Raw genomic sequence first — 17,728 nt, 5'->3', positions numbered from 1 at the left:
GCCACATACGCCGATAAAAGGAGCGTGGCAGCTGTAGAGGATCCTTATGGATTCTGCGAGAGTTCCAGTTGCCCAGACCCGCCATTCAGGGCTGCGACAGGAGGTGCAGCAGTGACTTTACCGTTCTGAACGTTGCGAAAACGCGCAACGTTGGAAATCGTCTGAACAACGGGCATCGAAATTCTCTCTAGGGCCGCCAGCTCAAGAACAGCGTCGCAAATGCTTGATAATTCGAGACGTTGACCCCGTTCGTAGTCCTGCAACATCGACGTTTTTACATCGCCCATGCTTTTCCCCATCTCAAGTATGGCTTCCGGTTCGACCTCGAGTTTAGCTTCGTACGCGCTGACAACAGGGAGAACCTCATAGAGCATTTTACGGCTGATGTCTGAAAGATAGGGATCTCCAAAATTTTCTCTTAACGTGGCACCAGTTATAGCGGTAAGTGGGTTGGAAATCAGATTCCTCGTCACTTTGGTCCACACAGAATCTCGTATTCGCGACGCGATATTCGTTGTAATTCCAGATTGCCGCAGGATCTCGGCGATAGCTTCCAGCCGCCAACTCCTCCGATTGTTCAGCTCACCTATCGTCATCTGGAGTGGATTGAATGTGACCGCCGAGCCCCGATCAATACGCTGAGCCGTCATGACCGTGGTGGTGCCAATAACTTGATGAGACGGAATTATCTTCTTTAGGACGTTTTGCGGATCGACAGAAAATATGGTCTTTCCTTCGCGCGCGCCATCAATTCCATCGAAATACCACCAGGGTATCCCATTGATGACGGGAACCACCGTCGTATCAGGCCCAATCAGATGAGCAATTGACTGTGCAAGAGCAGGTAGATCATGCGACTTCGAGCAAAGGAAAAGAAGGTCGGTTCTGTGAAAATCTGCCGAGACCCCTATGTCTACCTCAAGTTCATGATGCCCTTCAGTGTCGTCAAGGCGCAAACCATTCTCGCGAATGAAATCAACGCTTTCTTGTTTGGCGATCAGTCCAACGTTATGTCCACCAATTATCAATCTGGCCGCGAGCGTAATGCCAATAGCGCCAGCCCCAGCCACGCAGATGCGGGTTTTGTATCCGAGAGATTTCATGAGCCAGTCCTTCCTTATCGTAGAGACTGGATGATCGGCTGCTCACATGCATCGTTTGTTTCGATATGCAGGCAATACGCTACAGTCGAAATAGCGCGTCCCCTTTGGATGGCGCTGTAGAGCATGGGTGGCAGCGGAACGTTTTCCCAGCTGCCGCAGAAATGGCGGCACTAAAAACACCTGTTCGATGTCACCGTGGAAAGCAGGCTTTTCACCTGTACAGGAGGCTGGTGCCCACCCTACGATCAGCGTTTCGCTCTAGCGACTGGTCCCTGCGTAAAACCTAGTTGAATAGGGAGGCTGTCAGAACTGTGCAACGGAAGAATTGCCTACGGCGTTGCTGGCGGACTGTGACCCGGGCCCAAGACACTGTTTTCGAGTTCCTGTGAAAGGCTGGTACGTGTTGTCCTCTACCCGATAGGAACTATATCGATCCATACACCACCGGGCATTTCCGTCCAGGCCTATTGCATCTCGAACACCCGCTATGTGCTCGGGTGCCTGCATTCCGGTCGGAGGCACGCAGGTGCGGCGAGGTCCTCCGCCGTATGGCTGGTAGGTATTGCTCCCAGGATCGTAAGAGCGGTAGCGCGAACTGCACCATACGCCGGTATCTATACTCTGCGCTTTGACCGGCGACGCACTTGATAATTCGCCTTCGTTTGCCAATTCTTGAGGTATGGAAAAGCGATTGACAGCTTTCGCGCTGCTAGCAGGTTTGGCGTCGGCGGCCATAGCAAAAGAAGAAAGGCGAGCTGGAAGTCGCTCATATGATTGGTCGCTGAGATCGACACGCCTTACCTGCGATGTCCAAAGCGGTTCATCGTCAAGATTTGTAAAAGCATGCGGTTTCGAAAACTGCATCATGTGAGATGACACCTTCATAGCGCCAGCAGTCATTGGAAGAAGGCAGGAGACAAGAAGCAAGCTTGTGAGAAGTTCACGCATGGTATCGACGGCCCGATTATCTTGCAGGCGCAAATGCCTTTGCGGAAAAATTGTTCCCGATTACAAACGCGGTTTGTCACGGCGTTCACTTTTCTTCGCCACAAGGCGGAACGCTTGAAACTCAGCCAGGGGTCACTGGTCCCTTCAGCGCAGATTCGCTACGGATACCCCCGCTAAAGCAATCTCTGCGCGCAGCCGCGAATGCCAGACGCCCGACTGGGGTGGCATATTTACTTGTAAAGCACACCGTCGTCTTGTGCGAATGCGCCGACCCGAGCGCGAGTGCCCTTGATCAAACTGCAGTTCTGTCGCGTGTCGCGCAGACTTTGAGCTTCAAGTTGGCAGGCTCTCGAGAGACGTCGTGCAGACGAGGCGCTGGTGCCAGTCGAAAGGTGGCCTGAGTGCGGGCTTGAAACAGTTCTGCCAAGCCCGCCCAAGTGATCAATTCGACGCTTTGATCTTTGTGACCTCTTCTGCGCTCAACTCTCCGACTGTCGTCACTTCACCATTAGTAATTTTCCAAAGGCGGAACGGGCCTGTGATATCGCCATACTGGTCAAAGCTGACAGGACCGATAACGCCCTCATACTTTATCGGCTTGCCGTCTTTTATAAGCTGCAGCGCCTTGGCAAATTCTTCCTTGCCGGCATGAATCGGTGTCCCTCCATCGGCCACAACCTCCGGCACCGCAGCCTTGATGGCAGCGGCATCCGACTTGCCTGCCTTGGCAATAGCCAGCGCCACGATCGCCCCGGCATCATAGGAACGATCAGCTGCCGGAGCAGATGGGGATATACCGCCAGAGAAGGCTTCGTAATTGCTGTTGAAATACTCCGTCGATGCCGTAGGGCTTGTGCCAGAAGACGTGCCGTAGGCATTTTCGAGATATTGCGCGCCCACGCTTTCAACGAAGTCCTTGGAGTTCATGCCATCGTTTAAGAGAAAGGTCTGCTTGCCGCCGCCGGAAATCCAGGCGCGTGCAATCGTTGCGCCGTCCACCGGCGTGCTGACAAGATAAAGCGCATCAGGCTCGCCCGCCATCGCAGCACTGGCTTCAGAAGCATAGCTCGACTGCTTTTCGTTGTAAGGCGTCGTCGAGGTGATGGTCCCGCCTAGTTTCGTATAGGCAGTGGTAAACTCCTTCACCATGTTAACGCCGAAATCGTTGTTGACGTTGATAATGGCGATCTTCTTCAGGCCTTGATCCATCGCATACTTGGCAGCCGCAGTGCCCTGCAGGGCGTCAGAGGTGATTGTGCGGAAAAACACACCATTGGTCTTGCCTTGTCGGCCAAGCTCGGTGAGCGTCGGTGAGGACGAAGCAGGCGAAACCTGCACGACCTGGGCCGGAGCTGTGACCGAGGTCAAAATCGGGATCGACACCGACGAGATGATACCCCCGATGATAACCGGCACCTTCTTAATGTTGACAAGCTGCGTTGCCTGATCAACGGCGACGTTGCCCTGGCTCTGGCTGTCTCGCGTATCGGCGACCACCTTGCAGCCATCGACACCACCGGCATCGTTGAAGTCACGAAAAGCCATCTCGACAGATTTTGCCCCCGCCTGACCGTATTCGCCGGCAGGCCCTGTCAACTCCATGACGAGGCCAACAGTGATATCGCAATCGGCTGCGAACGCTGGTGCCGTGGACGCCGCCAGTGCTGCAACAATGGCTGAAAGCAGAAATTTCGTTCCCATTTTTATTCCCCTTTATTGAGATTGTATTTCATGATGCTGCCGTGACGGCCCTCCCGGTCCCGCTCCAGCGTATAGACGTCACCCTCGAGCTCTTTGGCTTGACGCAGGATCAACTCGATCTCTGCTAGGTCGGTGTCGGTAAGTTTGACATTTGCGATGGCGAGATTGGACGGCAGGTGGTCGCGGTTGCGCGCACCAACAATCACAGCGGCCACGCCGGGCTTGGTCAGCATGGCTGCACTGGCGATGGTCGCGATATCCACATCATGCCGATCAGCGATCTTGCGGAGTGTCGACAGCAGGGCCTGGAACAGCTCCCAGCCGCCGAAATCGTCGATAATCAGCTTGTATTTGGTGAGCGAACGGTTTTCGAGCGGATGTTCGGGCTCCGGCTGGCCCAGCCAACGATCACCGAGAAAGCCGCCGGCCACCGTGCCGTAGCAGAACAGCGAAAAATCCTTATCGGCAGCGAGCTCTACCATTCGCTTTTCCGGGCGAAGGTCGAGTAACGAATATTGCAGCTGAAGTGAAGTGAACGACACCCCAGATGCAACGATCGCCTCGATATGATCGGTATCGAAATTGGTAGCACTGACCTTGCCGATCTTGCCGGCCTGCTGCAGTTCCTTTAGCCAGCCAGCTGTCTCCTGCCAGCCTGGAATATCGTACGCCCACCAGTGGAACTGGACGAGATCAAGGCAATCAAGATTGAGGCGCTCGCGCGAGGTATCTATGACGCCCTCGACATATGCCTTTGTGATGACTGGCAAAACGGCCAAATCAGGAACGAACTTTGTGTGCACCCGGATGCGCGACAGAGCTTCGGTGCCGCGCTGGTTACCATAGGCCAGACGGAAGCGGCCAATCAGCTCTTCAACGCCAGTATAGATGTCAGCGCAATCAAATGTGGTGATGCCTGCATCGGCAAAAGCGATCATGTCATCGATCGCACTTTCGCTATCAATCGCGCCATGCCCGCCCGCCAGCTGCCAGCCGCCACGGATGACGCGCGATATTTCATAACCGGGGGCGATGGTGATGCGTTGCATGTCTACTGGCCTATTCTGCTATCAAGGGAACCGCTGTCGTCGCGGCGTGGCTGAAACGGCGGAGACCCGTACGGATGATCCTTAGCCGGGTGGAACAATTCGGATCGGGGCAAGCGATATCGGTATCCGTCGTCATCCAGTCGTTGCGATGGGTCGCACGCTGCTTTGCGGCCAGCAAGGGCAAAACGGATGCCAGCGAGTAAATGGAGATGCCCTGTCCGGGCGGTAAGTGCAGCATTTCGCCACGCAGTTCGAAGTGATCACCGGGCTTTGCTCCACAATAGACGGCCCCGCCTTCGGGAAAGACCACATCGATGCGCAGGTCGAAAAGGTCGAAACCGTCATCCAACGGATCAGCCATGGTTGTGCCCTTTCCCTACCTCGTCTTCCAGTCGCCCTCGGATCAGATCGAAAGATCGGCTGATGTCGTTGGTGAGCGATTGCGTCGCCCCTTCAACATCGCGTCTTTCCAGCGCATCGATCATGGACCAGTGGTGGTTGGTCGCCGCCAGTCCGCCCTGTTCATCATGGATATGCGCCGCCTTGCGGATGATCGCCCCCGACTGCAGCCAGAGGCTTTCAACGATCGGGATCAGTACCGGCGAGCGTGCGGCCTGATAGATGTGGAAGTGAAAGCGCTGGTTCAGCGCAGAGGTGACGTGGCCGATATCCTTGCCGTGCTGCTCGAAAGCCAGATCGCAGTCGACATTGATCTGCTTGAGGACGGCGAAGTCGTCGGCTGTCAAGTTTGGCAATGCGAGAGCGACCATTTGCCCCTCGATCAGAATACGTGCCCGGGCAAGGTCATCGAGGCGACTGCGAGTGATAAGCGGTACGCGCACCGACCGGTTTGGCAAAGATTCAAGCGCCTGCTCGGACACGAGCCGACCCAGCGCCTCGCGCACGGGCATGGTGCTGGTCTGCAACCGTTCAGCAAGATCGACAATGCGCAAGATGTCGCCAGCATCGAACATGCCATTGATCAGCGAATTGCGCAGCTGCGTGTAGACGCGATCTTGCAGCGTCTCGCGACCAACCGGCGCAAGTGCATCACCGCGATCAAAGCTGCTGGCCTCAGAAACAATACTCATCTTGATTACCGTCCCATTTGCATCGCCTGAAACAACTTTTTTTGGGTTGATTTTCTTCATGAGGTAAAGTTTGATCAAACATCACCGATCAAATCAAGAGACTTCTTTCGTTCATGCACTCTTCCGCGTCATCAGCCCCCGTGACCAATGCTCCCGATCTGCGGGCCGTGATCGATGCACGCGACCTCGTGAAGCGTTTCGAAGGCCATACGGCCGTCGAGGGCATGTCGCTAAAACTCGCAGCTGGCGAAATGTTGGGACTGATCGGTCCAAATGGAGCCGGTAAGACAACGCTTTTCAATCTGATTGCTGGCAGTCTAAGGCCGACATCGGGAGAAATCTGGATCGGTGGCCTCGACGTCTCCCAAGAGAGCCCTGAACAGCGCATCGGGCGCGGTGTCGGGCGCACCTTCCAGATCCCAAAGCCCTTCCTCGAAATGACTGTGCTGGAAAACGTTATGACCGGGGCGCAAGCCCAGGACGGCGAGCGTCTTTTCACGAATTTCCTGCGGTTCGGTCACGTCCGAAACCAAGAGAAGCTAGCGATCGAAAAAGCACGGGGCCTGCTGGAGTTTGTTACGCTGTCAGGCCTGGAGGCCCAACCGGCAAAAGTGCTCTCAGGTGGCCAGCGCAAGCTTTTGGAACTGGCCCGCATCCTGATGGCCGACCCGCAGGCCATCCTGCTTGACGAACCTGCAGCGGGCGTCAACCCAGCCCTGCTCGAAACCATCATGGAGCGGGTCATCGATCTCAACAAGCAGGGCAAGTCCATACTGCTGATCGAGCACAACATGGACATGGTTTCGCGGCTATGCTCTCGCGTTGTTGCCATGGCGCTCGGCAAACCTCTGGCTGAAGGCACACCTGCCGAAGTGGCTGCCAATGCCGACGTGATCAATGCCTATCTCGGGATTGCAGCATGACGGCGCCCGCGCTTCGCACCCAAGCGCTCGTCGCAGGGTATGAACCAGACCTGCCGATCGTGCGTGGTGTAGACCTGTCAGTCGCCCCCGGGGAGCTGCTGGTGCTTCTCGGACCCAATGGAGCCGGCAAGTCGACATTCGTCAAGGCGATTGCCGGTGTCGTCCCTGTGCATTCCGGCAGCGTCTTCCTGGGGGAGAGCGACATCACGCGCGTTACTACCCACCGCAAGATCGGAAAGGGCCTCGCCTTCGTACCCCAAACGGAAAACATCTTCGCAACGCTTACTATTCACGAAAACCTCCAGCTTGCTGCCGCCGTCCTGCCAAAGCCCATCCGCGCTGAAAAAATCGCTGCTCTTTACCATCGCTTTCCCGATCTGATGACAAAACCATCGCGGCTGGCGGGGGCGCTTTCCGGCGGACAGCGCCAGATGCTTGCGGTAGCCAGAGCGCTGATTGTTGATCCTCCAGTCCTCATTCTCGACGAACCATCGGCCGGTCTGTCGCCGAAGATCGTGGCGGAAGTCTTTGCGATGCTGCAGGAAATCAATTCCGGCGGCGTCACCGTCATTCTGGTTGAGCAGAACGTCAAGGCTGCCCTTTCGATTGCCAATCGCGCCGTCATTCTGGTCGAAGGTAAAATCCGCCATGAAGGAGATGCATCAAGCCTACTTGACGATCCTCTGATCGCCAAGCTCTATCTCGGCACATCGCAGCAACATGAGGCGCCGCAGCCATGAACCCACAATTCCTGACGGATGGCCTGATTGCCGGCGCAATGATTGGCCTTGGCGCCATCGGCGTCACGCTGACCTACTCGATCCTGCGCTTTGCCAATTTTGCCCATGGCGAGCTTCTCTCCTGGGGGGCATATCTGGCGCTCGCAGTGAGCGGCGGCCTCGGCCTGCTCTTCTCCACTCTGACAAAGCCTGTCGGGCCCTTCTCCTTCGGCTGGTCTCTGCCGCTTTCAACCGTGCTCGCAATCATCCTCACAGGTGCTTTGGCACTCGCCGTGGACGCGGTATTGTTCGGCCGCCTGCGGGCGCGCGGCAGCGCCGTTATCATTCTGGTGATGGCAAGTTTTGGCGCCTCGCTTACCCTGCGCAGCCTGCTTGAGTTCATATTCACCTCGAAACCTGCCTATTACACCAAGGCACTGCAAATCGCCGTTCCGATCATTGGCAGACTGCGCGCAACGCCCGATCAGCTTCTATCGCTCGGCGTCTCTCTCGTTGCCGTCATCGCCATCCACCTGCTGATGACGCGAACTGATGTTGGCCGCTCGATGCGGGCTGTCAGCGAAAACCCCGCACTAGCGGGAATTGCCGGCGTCGATGTACGCCGGGTAATTCGCTGGGTGTGGTTCGTTGGTGCAGCGCTCGCCTGCATCGCGGGCGTCATGACCGGGCTGCTGGTTCAGATACGGCCCTATCTGGGTCATGACCTGTTGCTACCATTGTTTGCCGCCGCGATCCTCGGCGGCATCGGTAGCGTACCCGGTGCCATGATCGCAGGATTGATCGTCGGGATTTCAGAGGCTGCGGCCGTGCAAATGATCGGCGCGGAATGGCGCGCTGCGGTCTCCTTCGTGATCCTTGTTGCGGTCCTTCTTCTGCGTCCACGCGGACTGTTCGGGAGGGCGACATGAGCCTGGACCTGATTGCCTACTCCGCCTTCTTCCTCACGATGGCACTGACCTATGCCATCATGTGCCTCGGTCTCAACGTGCAGTGGGGCCAGACGGGTTTGTTCAACGTCGGCATAGCCGCTTTTGTGGCCATCGGCGCCTATGTCTCGGCCCTGCTGACCACACCTGATGCTGCCGGTCGTGTCGGCGGCTTCGACCTGCCAATCCCCATCGGCTGGATCGGAGGCGCGCTTTTCGCAGGCCTAGCCGCCTGGCTGGTCGGAGCGCTTACCATCCGGCTTCGGTCCGATTATCTGGCAATCGCCACTTTCGGTGTGGCCGTCACAGTGCAGCTTTGCGTGCTCAACCTGCAGCCGCTCACAGGCGGCGCTTTCGGTATCGGTTTCATTCCGCGTCCGTTTGGCGATCTGGCCGGCGATCCGCTTGCCTTTGGCCTTTCTAATCTCGCGCTGATGGCCGCCGTCGTATTGGCACTGTACCTCGCACTCCAGCATCTGGCCAAAAGCCCGTGGGGGCGCGTGCTAAGGGCTATCCGAGAGGATGAAGCTGCCGCGCAGGCGCTGGGCAAGCGCCCGATGCGCTTCCGGCTGCAGGCCTTTACCATCGGTGGCGCCATCATGGGGCTGGCGGGTGCCGCACAAGGGCATTTCATCGGCTTCATCGCACCCGACAACTATCTACCGATCTTGACCTTCCAGGTCTGGGCAATGCTGATAGTCGGTGGCTCCGGCAACAATCGCGGCGCCATTCTTGGCGCGGTGATCGTTTGGGGCCTCTGGGCGCTGTCGGCCGCAACTGTTTCCGCTTTCGTCCCGCCGGAGCAGCAGGCGCGCGCTGCATCACTGCAGATTGTCATGATCGGGGTAGGTCTTTGCCTAATCCTGCTCCTGCGCCCTCGCGGCATTCTCGGCGCGTCGAACACAATTGCATCTCTCACGCGCAAGCGCGCGGCAAAATCTAAGGAATAGACCCATGGCAAAGCGGCCCGATCGCATCGCGATCACCAAGGACCTCTCAATCAGCCGTCTTGTCTGCGGGCTCTGGCAGGTTGCCGATATCGAAAAGAACGGCACGGTAATCGACCCGGACAAGGGCGCCGATGCACTTCAAGCCTACACGCGCGACGGCTTCGACACATTCGATATGGCAGATCATTATGGCTCGGCCGAAGTGATTACCGGACGTCTTTTGGCGCGTTATGACAGCAACGCCAGACCAGTCGCTTTTACCAAGTGGTGCCCCGAGCCCGGCCCGATGACTGCGGATGTCGTGCGACGCGGCGTTGAGGAACGCCTGAGCCGACTAGGGGTCGACAGTATCGATCTGCTTCAGTTTCACTGGTGGAGTTTTGAGCACCCCGCATGGCTCGACGCCCTTCACGAAATGCAGCGCCTTCGCGAAGAGGGCCTGATCGGCGCGTTAGGACTGACCAATTTCGACGCCGGACATCTGTCGTTGGCCTTGGCCGATGGTATCGAGATCGCCACCAATCAGGTCTCGTTCTCTCTCGTTGATCGCCGGGCGGCCGGAGCGTTGTCCGATCTCTGCGCCAAAAGCGGTGTCAAGCTGCTGGCCTATGGCACACTTTGCGGCGGTTTTCTCTCCGAAAAATGGCTCGACCGGCCCGAACCCGTCAACATCCCCGACTGGAGCCGCTCGAAGTATAAGCGCTTCATTGACACCGCCGGCGGGTGGGACGCGTTTCAAGGCATTTTGCGGGCGGCCTCCGGTATCGCGGTCAAACACAGTGTCTCGATCTCCAATGTCGCCAGCCGGTGGGTCCTCGAACATAATGCTGTCGCCGCGGCCATCGTCGGCGCGCGGATCGGAGAAAACGAGCATCGTGACGATAATCTGAAGGTATTTTCCTTCGCGCTGGATGGTGAGGACCATGCGGCCCTTAACGCAGCTTTTGCAAAAACACATCCCATTCCTGGTGACTGCGGCGATGAATACCGCAAGCCACCGTTCCTAACGGCATCTGGCGATCTCAGTCACCATCTGGACGCCATCCCGTCTATCTATACCGCAGTCCCTGTCCCCGGCCGACCTGGTCGTTCCCGTGTATCGTCGGGCAGCATCTGGGAGCCGATCGCTGGATATAGCCGCGCGGTCCGGATTGGCAGTCGCATACTCGTCTCCGGCACAACAGCGACCCATGGCGCGGACCGATGTGTTGCGCCCAAAAATGCTGGCGCACAGGCCACCTACATTCTTGATAAGATCGCAGCATCCATCTCCGCGCTGGGCGGCAGTATGGAGGATGTTGTACGAACCCGAATCTACTTGCGCGATGCTAATCAGTGGGAACCAGTTTCCCGGGCTCATGGTCGTGCCTTTTCATTGGTCCTGCCGGCCAATACACTGATCGAGGCCGGCAATCTGATCGGGGATTACGAGGTTGAGATCGAGGTGGAAGCGATCTGCGACTGAAGCCGATAATAATCCCTGTCGCGCCTGGCAAAACAGTTGCATCGCGGATACCAGATGGGCGCGCCCAAGGGTTTTCTGGCTCCACCCCCGCTGATGTCAGGCCTTGCCCCTGCAGGAGCAAGGTTTAGGGTTCCAGTGGCTGCAACGAGCCTCCAACAGCAAGCGCCATCACGCCAGCACTGGCTGTCTTGACGCCTGTGTGTGTTCTCGTACTATCGGTACAGAACCATCCACAACGATGGCAACGAAGCCATGCGCGTCACGCTTCGTGACCTTTCTGCTCGCAACGTAAAAAATACGTAATTTCCAGCCTGTTGGCCGGAAGACATCTTCGCACACCTGCTCGCTACCGCGCTTGGCCGATTTTTTGTAGAGCAGACCTCATATGCGCGAGCCCACGGAACCGGGACGGGCCAATGCCGAATAGCGAATTATGGTTCGCCAGATAAATGCACCATATGGTCAAACACTGCGGCCGGATCGTCATGATCCGGGTCAAGCATATCTGCAACCCGTTCAAGCGACGCAACAAGTGTCATTTGCTCCCAATCTTTAAGCCGGGAAAAATGTTTCTGGAATTCGGCATGCACCGCATTTGGCGCTTTGGCCAAAATTTTCTGGCCATGATCTGTGATCGACAAGAGAGCTTGTCTGCGATCTCGCTCGCCGCGGCGGCGATGGATCATCCCGATGGCTTCCAGCTTTTTCAACAGAGCAGTCGCCGTTGCCTGAGTGATCCCCATGTGAGCAGCAACATAACCCGCGGTCTGTTCACCCTGCCCGTCCAACACCTGCATGAAGATAAGTTGTGACGGCGTCAGGCCCGTTTCTAGCATAAGCTCTTTTGAATTAAGCTCAGACGCGCGCAAGATTTTTCGAATTGCTGTCAGTGCAAGCTTGGTACGATCTTCCATCGTTTTTCCCTGTCGGTTCACTGCGCTGTAACTCTAGAGGGAACCAAAGACAATAGGAATGCATTTACATGCCCTCCACATCCTTAGATAAGCTAAGCATTATCGAGCATCAAATCAAAAAATAGAAACGATTGAAATTATATACGAGGATAAAAGTCCGTCTATTCAGGCATTTAGACGATACTTTAGAGAATCGAAGTTTAATTTGCGGCTTTTTTGTGGTTGATATTTAGTTCGATTAATCTAAATAAATGGCGTGTTATCGAAAGCAGAAATCTGCTTTTTTCAGATTTTACACATTGGAACAGCCTGTCGACTACGGGCACGCGCGCACCGCGCGGGATGGAAATGCGGCGACGAAATCAGCTTTGTCACTTGTCCATCCAAGCATGAAATCAGGAGACGTGTATGACCAAATTTTCACAGCAAGTTTTGACCCTGCTGACACTAGCCGCAACGACAGCATTGGCGGCTAATCCCGGCAACGCCGCCACCCTGGAAGAGATCAAAAAAAGCGGAACCGTGCGTATCGCCGTCGCAAATGAAATTCCTTATGGCTATGTCGACCCATCAGGTGAAGCAAAAGGCGCCGGTCCAGATGTGGCAAAGGTCATCATGGAAAAGCTGGGCGTCGAAAAGATTGAATGGGTTGCCACCAACTTCTCGTCTCTTATCCCTGGTTTGCAGGCGAACCGCTTTGATATGGTCGCCGCAGAAATGGCGATCTTGCCAGACCGGTGCAACCAGGTCCTTTTTTCCGATCCGAACACGTCTTACGGCGAAGGTCTTTTGGTCGCCAGTGGCAATCCAAAGAACATTCATGCTTTCGAGGACTTTGCCAAAAACGGCGATCTGAAAGTGGCAATTATGGCTGGCGCGGACCAGCTTGAGATGATGCAGAAACTTGGCGTGGACGAAGCCAATCTTGTCACCATCTCGGCCAACGCAGATGCCATATCGACTGTATCCACAGGACGCGCCGACGCATATGCCGCGACAAGTCTCACGGTCGGCAACCTGGCTGAGCAGAATAATGGCGTCGAACTTGCAGAAAACTTTACTGACCCGGTCGTTGACGGAGAGGCCGTGCGCAGCTGGGGCGGGTTTACCTTTGCAAAAGACAACGTGACATTGCGTGATGCCGTCAATCAGGCGCTTGTTGACATCAAGAAGACTGAAGACTGGGCGGAGATCGTCACCTCCTATGGTTTCACTCAATCCGATCTGGATGGCTCACTCAAACGCAGCACACAGGAACTCTGCTCTGTGTCAAATTAATCCTGTTAAAGCGCCTCGGAAGCTCAACTTCCGGGGCCAAAAAATCTTAGTCTAAGGATCATTCGATGCATTGGACCGAATATTTCGGACCGCTTCTCGAGGGAGCCTGGGTTACAATTCAGTTGACCGTTTATTCCACCGTGCTGGGTGCAATCCTCGCATTTCTGGCGGGAATCGGAAAACTGAGCAGATTTGTGACCGTCAGGGTTTTATCTATTGCCTATATCGAGATATTTCGCGGCACCTCGCTCTTGGTGCAATTGTTCTGGCTATATTTCGCGCTGCCGCTGGCAGGTATGGCAATCGGAATTGATTTGCGCCTGCCCCCCATACTCGCTGGTGTTCTGGCGCTCGGTTTGAACATAGGCGCCTACGGAGCCGAAGTCGTGCGTGGTGCTATTGTGGCCGTGCACCGGGATCAGCGTGAAGCTGCGCGAGCGCTCAATTTTACGCTGCGCCAGACATTATTGACAGTCATTATACCCCAGGCGCTGCCGGAAATGATGCCTTCCTTCGGAAATCTCGCAGTGCAAAACCTAAAAGACACAGCACTGGTTTCGCTCATAAGCCTCGGCGACTTGGCTTTTCGCGCCGAACAGATCCGTAATTTCACCCAGGACAGCACGACGATCTACACAATGCTTTTGTTTGCCTATTTCGGGATGGCCCTGGTCCTCACGGCGATCATGCGCAGTGTGGAACTCTATGTGAGCCGCTGGCGCACAGGAAGGAGCTGATCGATGCTCTTCGGTTATGAATGGGACCTGTCCAGTCCCTCTGCGTTTGCGGCTTCCATCCTGCCGATCTTGCTCAATGGCCTTGTGGTCACAATCCAGGCAGCTGTGTTAGGTTTTGTCGTAGCACTGGTGCTTGGTCTGGTGTGGGCAGTTCTCAAGAATGCACCGTCGCGTTTCATCTCCTGGCCCGCCAAGGCAGTTACCGAGTTCATACGCGACACGCCATTGCTCGTGCAGTTGTTCTTTCTCTACTATGTGCTGCCGGAACACGGCATAGTTCTGCCGGCATTCATGACCGGTGCCCTGGCCCTTGGCATTCAGTACAGTGCCTATACGGCCGAGGTCTATCGCGCTGGTCTGGAAGCTGTTGGCAGGGACCAGCGCGAAGCGGCGCGTGCGCTTAATCTGAGTTCCCGACGCACGTTCAGCCACATCGTATTGCCGCAAGCGGTGCCGCGCATCATTCCGGCCATGGGAAACTATCTCGTTTCCATCATGAAGGACGTTCCCGTCCTCTCGGTAGTAACCGTTCTGGAAATGTTGAACGTCGCCAAAATAGTTGGAGACCGCACGTTCGACTACCTTATCCCACTGTCGATGGTCGGCCTCATTTATCTCATCATGACCATCATTGCGTCTGCCGGGGTTCGCCTTGTCGACGCCTCGCTACCCACTCGAGGAATTCCCCTGAAATGACTGATACAATCGTAAAGTTCGACAAGGTGGTAAAACGCTTCGGTGACCTCACCGTCCTCAACAAATTGGACTTTAACGTCCGCAAGGGTGAGAAAGTCTCCATCATCGGCCCTTCTGGCTCGGGCAAATCCACTGTCCTGCGAATTCTCATGACATTGGAAGGTATCAATGAGGGAAGCGTCACCGTGGATGGCGAGCCTCTGTGGCACGAACGAAATGCCAGTGGCGAACTGATCACGGCAAGCGAAGCGCACCTTCGCAAAATGCGCAGCAAACTTGGTATGGTGTTTCAGCACTTTAATCTGTTTCCCCACATGACGGTGCTGCGGAACATAACGGAGGCCCCAGTCCAGGTTCTTGGATTATCAAAAGCTGACGCCCGGTTGCGCGCAGAGGAATTGCTGGAACTTGTAGGCCTTTCTGATCAAGCCAACAAATATCCCAGCCAGCTTTCGGGAGGACAAAAGCAGCGCGTGGGAATTGCCCGCGCGCTCGCCATGCGGCCCAGCATATTACTGTTTGACGAACCAACGTCAGCGCTCGATCCGGAACTTGTCGGTGAAGTTTTAAATGTAATTGGCAAGCTTGCCGATGAACATGATCTCACAATGCTGCTGGTAACGCACGAAATGCGCTTTGCGCGGGAAATCTCCGACCGCGTGTGTTTTTTCGACCGCGGGAGAATTCGAGAAGAAGGTGCACCTGAAGATATCTTCACCGATCCCACCGAGGAGCGGACAAGAGAGTTTCTCCAGGCGGTGTTGAACTAGGTTCGGCAACCCTGCCCGGCACGACACTCATCTTGTCAGCAGCGGCAGTCATGCTGTCCGGTCCGCGGCCAGCGACCATTCGAACCTTTTTATTTCAGCCCAGACTTCGAAAGCCAGCATGCGTGCATGTAATATCGTTGCCAGTTTCATTCTCTTTCTATCGATGATCCTGCTATCCGCCCCATCATTCGCTCAAAACGGACGCGAAGCCGTTTCAAAGCAGGCCAGCAGTGTCGATGACCTGATCCGTATCCTCGAGAACGAAGAAGCACGTCACGCACTGTTGAGCCGCCTGAAAGGTGAAGCTGCAGCCCAAGCCTCGACCACATCAGATCCCGGTGAGCCCACGATTGCTCGCCAGATCGCAGAACAAACAAAAGCGGCGGCAGAGCATATCGTCGCTGGAGGCGAGGCCGTTTGGGAGGGTGTCTCCAGCATAGCGACGATTATCTCCGAACCAGACAGTATGAATTATCGCGCTTTTCAGGCGTTTGTTCTCAACGTCCTTCTGGTCGGGGCAGCGCTGTTTGCGTCTTATCTCGTGTTGCGCATGACAACTCATTTTCTACAGCACCGTTTTGCAAGCCGAGCCGATGGCAGACACTGGTCTTTGCGCGTGCTCTTCACGGCAGTATCAACGCTCATCGACATTATGGCTATCGCTTTGTCTTGGGGTGCAGGCTACATTATTGCCCTTCAGGTGGTTGGCGGCGGCACGGGCCGAATGGACATCAACCAGACACTGCTTCTCAATGCATTTCTCATGGTAGAACTGCTGAAGGTCGCCATGCGGACGATGCTGCAGCCGCGCTTTCCAGCTCTTCGCCTGCCTCCTGTATGCGATACGACTGCAGCCTATTGGTATTTCTGGCTGGCGCGAATAATCTCGCTCGTTGGCTATACGTTCTTGTTCGTGGCACCCGTTATCGCCTCGCTTGCCTCTGACACGGCAGCGCAAGTGGTTCGCGTCGTGGTAATGCTCACAGTTTTGCTCATCGCTGTGATCATTATTTTACAAAACCGTGACCGGGTGAAACAAACACTCTCTGCGAGAGCGGCAAGCGGTCGGGTCGACTTCATCAGTCGTAGCGGAGCTTTTTTGGCCGGCATATGGCACCTTCTTGCAATCGCTTATGTCGTCTCGGCTCTTATCGTTTGGCTCGTCAATCCGGCAATTGCGCTGCCCTTCATGGTGGCAGCAACGGTTAAATCGATCCTTGCATTCATTTTTGGGAGCTTGGTGATCGCGTTCGTGGCGCGCTTTGCAAATGCTGGCCTTCGACTGCCGGACGACGTACGGCTTCGTCTGCCAATGCTTCAGGCGAGGCTACAAGCCTTCGTTCCGCTGATGATGCAGATCGTCCGTTCTCTGGTGTCGGCCGGGGTTCTGATCGCGGTGGCTCAGTCCTGGGGATTGATCGATTTTCTAGGCTGGTTGGCATCGGAGACCGGCCAACGCTTCACTACATCAACCATTGCAGCACTGGTCATCCTTTTGCTTGGCTTTCTAGCCTATTTGTCTATGGCATCATGGATCGAATACCGGCTCAATCCCGAATTTGGTTCGATACCGACAAGTCGCGAGAAGACGCTACTTTCCCTGTTTCGTAACGCCTTCAACATTGCACTTGTGATCCTGGTGACAATGCTTGCACTGGCACAAATTGGTGTGAACATCGCACCACTCTTGGCGGGCGCTGGCGTACTTGGTCTTGCCATTGGTTTCGGTGCACAGAAGCTCGTGCAGGACATAATTACTGGCGTCTTCATTCAACTTGAAAATGTCATGAACGAGGGCGATATCGTCAGCCTTGGTAACGTGACCGGCGCCGTGGAGAAGCTTACCATTCGCTCCGTTTCCATACGTTCACTGGATGGCACACTTCACCTCATTCCATTTTCCTCGGTCGACACTGTCTCCAATCTCATGAAGGATTTTGGCTATCATGTTGCGGAAATCCGTGTGGGGCTCAGGGAAGACATTGGCGCCGTCAAAAGTGCCATGCAGGAGGCCTTTGATTTGCTGATGCAGACGGAGTGGAAAGACAAGGTGATTGACGACCTGGAAATGCACGGCATCACCGCTTTCGGCGACAGCTTCATAACGGTCAGAGCACGCATCAAGACGTTGGCTGGCAGTCATTGGGGAACTGGGCGAGCCTACAACGAAATCATCAAGCAGGTTTTCGATCAGCGCGGTATCAACATCCCGTTCCCTCACGTTTCCCTCGCCGTTGACGCCAGCGGTTCGGGCTACCTACCAAGTACCAACATTTCATAAGACTTCCATCACGGTCAGGACCTGGCACGACCAGGCCGGGTCGTCTGCGTCGGCAGCACTTGTTAGGGACAACACAACTTCGTTGCGCCCAGTAAGTCACGCCCACGTGTTGTCCGTTCTTTGCGAGCAGTCAGAGACCAGCTCAGCCTTTGGACG

Annotated in this window: 17 protein-coding genes; 10 read left to right on the top strand and 7 right to left on the bottom strand. The window is 55.6% G+C overall.

Annotated features, from left to right (window positions below; genetic code table 11):
- Positions 1-44: 44 nt before the first annotated feature.
- From IB237_RS18415 to IB237_RS18390, 6 genes are all read right to left on the bottom strand, one after another.
- Positions 45-1,103, bottom strand: a complete 1,059-nt coding sequence (locus IB237_RS18415) for a ketopantoate reductase family protein (protein WP_192490149.1) — start codon at positions 1,101-1,103, stop codon at positions 45-47.
- 303 nt (positions 1,104-1,406) lie between these two features.
- Positions 1,407-1,838, bottom strand: coding sequence for a BA14K family protein (locus tag IB237_RS26580; RefSeq protein WP_371815363.1), 432 nt, complete (start codon positions 1,836-1,838; stop codon positions 1,407-1,409).
- A 654-nt stretch (positions 1,839-2,492) separates the two neighbouring features.
- A complete protein-coding gene (locus IB237_RS18405) occupies positions 2,493-3,752 on the bottom strand; it encodes an ABC transporter substrate-binding protein (protein ID WP_192490147.1) in 1,260 nt (419 codons plus the stop codon).
- A 2-nt stretch (positions 3,753-3,754) separates the two neighbouring features.
- Positions 3,755-4,801, bottom strand: coding sequence for an aldo/keto reductase (locus IB237_RS18400; protein WP_192490146.1), 1,047 nt, complete (start codon positions 4,799-4,801; stop codon positions 3,755-3,757).
- 10 nt (positions 4,802-4,811) lie between these two features.
- Positions 4,812-5,162, bottom strand: a complete 351-nt coding sequence (locus IB237_RS18395) for a TIGR04076 family protein (RefSeq protein WP_192490145.1) — start codon at positions 5,160-5,162, stop codon at positions 4,812-4,814.
- Positions 5,155-5,892 (bottom strand): GntR family transcriptional regulator, encoded by a 738-nt coding sequence (locus IB237_RS18390; RefSeq protein WP_192490144.1) that lies wholly within the window; start codon positions 5,890-5,892, stop codon positions 5,155-5,157. The genes IB237_RS18395 and IB237_RS18390 overlap by 8 nt, the downstream gene beginning before the upstream one ends.
- A 113-nt stretch (positions 5,893-6,005) precedes the next feature.
- Between IB237_RS18390 and IB237_RS18385 the strand changes: the two genes are divergently transcribed.
- From IB237_RS18385 to IB237_RS18365, 5 genes are read left to right on the top strand one after another with little or no spacing between them, the layout of a single operon-like run.
- On the top strand, positions 6,006-6,815 hold the full coding sequence (locus IB237_RS18385) for an ABC transporter ATP-binding protein (RefSeq protein WP_192490143.1): 810 nt from the start codon (positions 6,006-6,008) through the stop codon (positions 6,813-6,815).
- Positions 6,812-7,555, top strand: a complete 744-nt coding sequence (locus tag IB237_RS18380; protein ID WP_192490142.1) for an ABC transporter ATP-binding protein — start codon at positions 6,812-6,814, stop codon at positions 7,553-7,555. Before IB237_RS18385 ends, IB237_RS18380 begins: the two co-directional genes overlap by 4 nt.
- Positions 7,552-8,463, top strand: a complete 912-nt coding sequence (locus tag IB237_RS18375; RefSeq protein ID WP_192490141.1) for a branched-chain amino acid ABC transporter permease — start codon at positions 7,552-7,554, stop codon at positions 8,461-8,463. The genes IB237_RS18380 and IB237_RS18375 overlap by 4 nt, the downstream gene beginning before the upstream one ends.
- Positions 8,460-9,431 carry a branched-chain amino acid ABC transporter permease gene (locus IB237_RS18370; protein ID WP_192490140.1) on the top strand — a complete coding sequence of 324 codons (972 nt, stop codon included), beginning with the start codon at positions 8,460-8,462 and terminating at the stop codon, positions 9,429-9,431. The genes IB237_RS18375 and IB237_RS18370 overlap by 4 nt, the downstream gene beginning before the upstream one ends.
- Positions 9,432-9,435: 4 nt before the next feature.
- Positions 9,436-10,896 (top strand): aldo/keto reductase, encoded by a 1,461-nt coding sequence (locus IB237_RS18365; RefSeq protein WP_192490139.1) that lies wholly within the window; start codon positions 9,436-9,438, stop codon positions 10,894-10,896.
- Positions 10,897-11,327: 431 nt separating this feature from the next.
- Here IB237_RS18365 and IB237_RS18360 read toward each other — a convergent pair whose 3' ends face one another.
- Entirely contained in the window at positions 11,328-11,810 is a 483-nt protein-coding gene (locus IB237_RS18360; RefSeq protein WP_192490138.1) for a MarR family winged helix-turn-helix transcriptional regulator, read from the bottom strand.
- Positions 11,811-12,218: 408 nt separating this feature from the next.
- On the opposite strand from IB237_RS18360, the gene ehuB reads away from it, so the two are divergent.
- The 5 genes from ehuB to IB237_RS18335 all read left to right on the top strand — a co-directional run bounded on the left by ehuB (position 12,219) and on the right by IB237_RS18335 (position 17,572).
- Positions 12,219-13,088 (top strand): ectoine/hydroxyectoine ABC transporter substrate-binding protein EhuB, encoded by an 870-nt coding sequence (gene ehuB, locus IB237_RS18355; protein ID WP_192490137.1) that lies wholly within the window; start codon positions 12,219-12,221, stop codon positions 13,086-13,088.
- A gap of 65 nt (positions 13,089-13,153) precedes the next feature.
- Complete coding sequence (gene ehuC / locus IB237_RS18350; protein WP_192490136.1) at positions 13,154-13,825, top strand: ectoine/hydroxyectoine ABC transporter permease subunit EhuC; 672 nt, start codon at positions 13,154-13,156, stop codon at positions 13,823-13,825.
- A gap of 3 nt (positions 13,826-13,828) precedes the next feature.
- On the top strand, positions 13,829-14,521 hold the full coding sequence (gene ehuD, locus IB237_RS18345; RefSeq protein ID WP_192490135.1) for an ectoine/hydroxyectoine ABC transporter permease subunit EhuD: 693 nt from the start codon (positions 13,829-13,831) through the stop codon (positions 14,519-14,521).
- Positions 14,518-15,291 (top strand): ectoine/hydroxyectoine ABC transporter ATP-binding protein EhuA, encoded by a 774-nt coding sequence (gene ehuA / locus IB237_RS18340; RefSeq protein ID WP_210324015.1) that lies wholly within the window; start codon positions 14,518-14,520, stop codon positions 15,289-15,291. Before ehuD ends, ehuA begins: the two co-directional genes overlap by 4 nt.
- 118 nt (positions 15,292-15,409) lie before the next feature.
- Positions 15,410-17,572 (top strand): mechanosensitive ion channel domain-containing protein, encoded by a 2,163-nt coding sequence (locus tag IB237_RS18335; protein ID WP_192490134.1) that lies wholly within the window; start codon positions 15,410-15,412, stop codon positions 17,570-17,572.
- Positions 17,573-17,728 lie beyond the last annotated feature (156 nt).

The sequence above is a fragment of the Agrobacterium sp. AGB01 genome, from assembly GCF_014851585.1.
In the GTDB taxonomy this organism is placed as follows: Bacteria; Pseudomonadota; Alphaproteobacteria; order Rhizobiales; family Rhizobiaceae; genus Agrobacterium.
The sequence above is the reverse complement of the archived record's forward strand: the minus strand, read 5'-3'. Positions and strand labels throughout refer to the sequence as shown.

Bases quoted from the DNA above. Each gene is read 5' to 3' on its own strand.
- ehuC (WP_192490136.1), top strand. From the start codon at position 13,154: ATGCATTGGACCGAATATTTCGGACCGCTTCTCGAGGGAGCCTGGGTT.
- IB237_RS18400 (WP_192490146.1), bottom strand. From the start codon at position 4,801: ATGCAACGCATCACCATCGCCCCCGGTTATGAAATATCGCGCGTCATC.
- IB237_RS18415 (WP_192490149.1), bottom strand. From the start codon at position 1,103: ATGAAATCTCTCGGATACAAAACCCGCATCTGCGTGGCTGGGGCTGGC.
- IB237_RS18395 (WP_192490145.1), bottom strand. From the start codon at position 5,162: ATGGCTGATCCGTTGGATGACGGTTTCGACCTTTTCGACCTGCGCATC.
- IB237_RS18375 (WP_192490141.1), top strand. From the start codon at position 7,552: ATGAACCCACAATTCCTGACGGATGGCCTGATTGCCGGCGCAATGATT.
- IB237_RS18365 (WP_192490139.1), top strand. From the start codon at position 9,436: ATGGCAAAGCGGCCCGATCGCATCGCGATCACCAAGGACCTCTCAATC.
- IB237_RS18390 (WP_192490144.1), bottom strand. From the start codon at position 5,892: ATGAGTATTGTTTCTGAGGCCAGCAGCTTTGATCGCGGTGATGCACTT.
- IB237_RS18335 (WP_192490134.1), top strand. From the start codon at position 15,410: ATGCGTGCATGTAATATCGTTGCCAGTTTCATTCTCTTTCTATCGATG.
- ehuB (WP_192490137.1), top strand. From the start codon at position 12,219: ATGACCAAATTTTCACAGCAAGTTTTGACCCTGCTGACACTAGCCGCA.
- IB237_RS18360 (WP_192490138.1), bottom strand. From the start codon at position 11,810: ATGGAAGATCGTACCAAGCTTGCACTGACAGCAATTCGAAAAATCTTG.
- IB237_RS18380 (WP_192490142.1), top strand. From the start codon at position 6,812: ATGACGGCGCCCGCGCTTCGCACCCAAGCGCTCGTCGCAGGGTATGAA.
- IB237_RS18405 (WP_192490147.1), bottom strand. From the start codon at position 3,752: ATGGGAACGAAATTTCTGCTTTCAGCCATTGTTGCAGCACTGGCGGCG.
- IB237_RS18370 (WP_192490140.1), top strand. From the start codon at position 8,460: ATGAGCCTGGACCTGATTGCCTACTCCGCCTTCTTCCTCACGATGGCA.
- IB237_RS26580 (WP_371815363.1), bottom strand. From the start codon at position 1,838: ATGGCCGCCGACGCCAAACCTGCTAGCAGCGCGAAAGCTGTCAATCGC.
- ehuA (WP_210324015.1), top strand. From the start codon at position 14,518: ATGACTGATACAATCGTAAAGTTCGACAAGGTGGTAAAACGCTTCGGT.
- ehuD (WP_192490135.1), top strand. From the start codon at position 13,829: ATGCTCTTCGGTTATGAATGGGACCTGTCCAGTCCCTCTGCGTTTGCG.
- IB237_RS18385 (WP_192490143.1), top strand. From the start codon at position 6,006: ATGCACTCTTCCGCGTCATCAGCCCCCGTGACCAATGCTCCCGATCTG.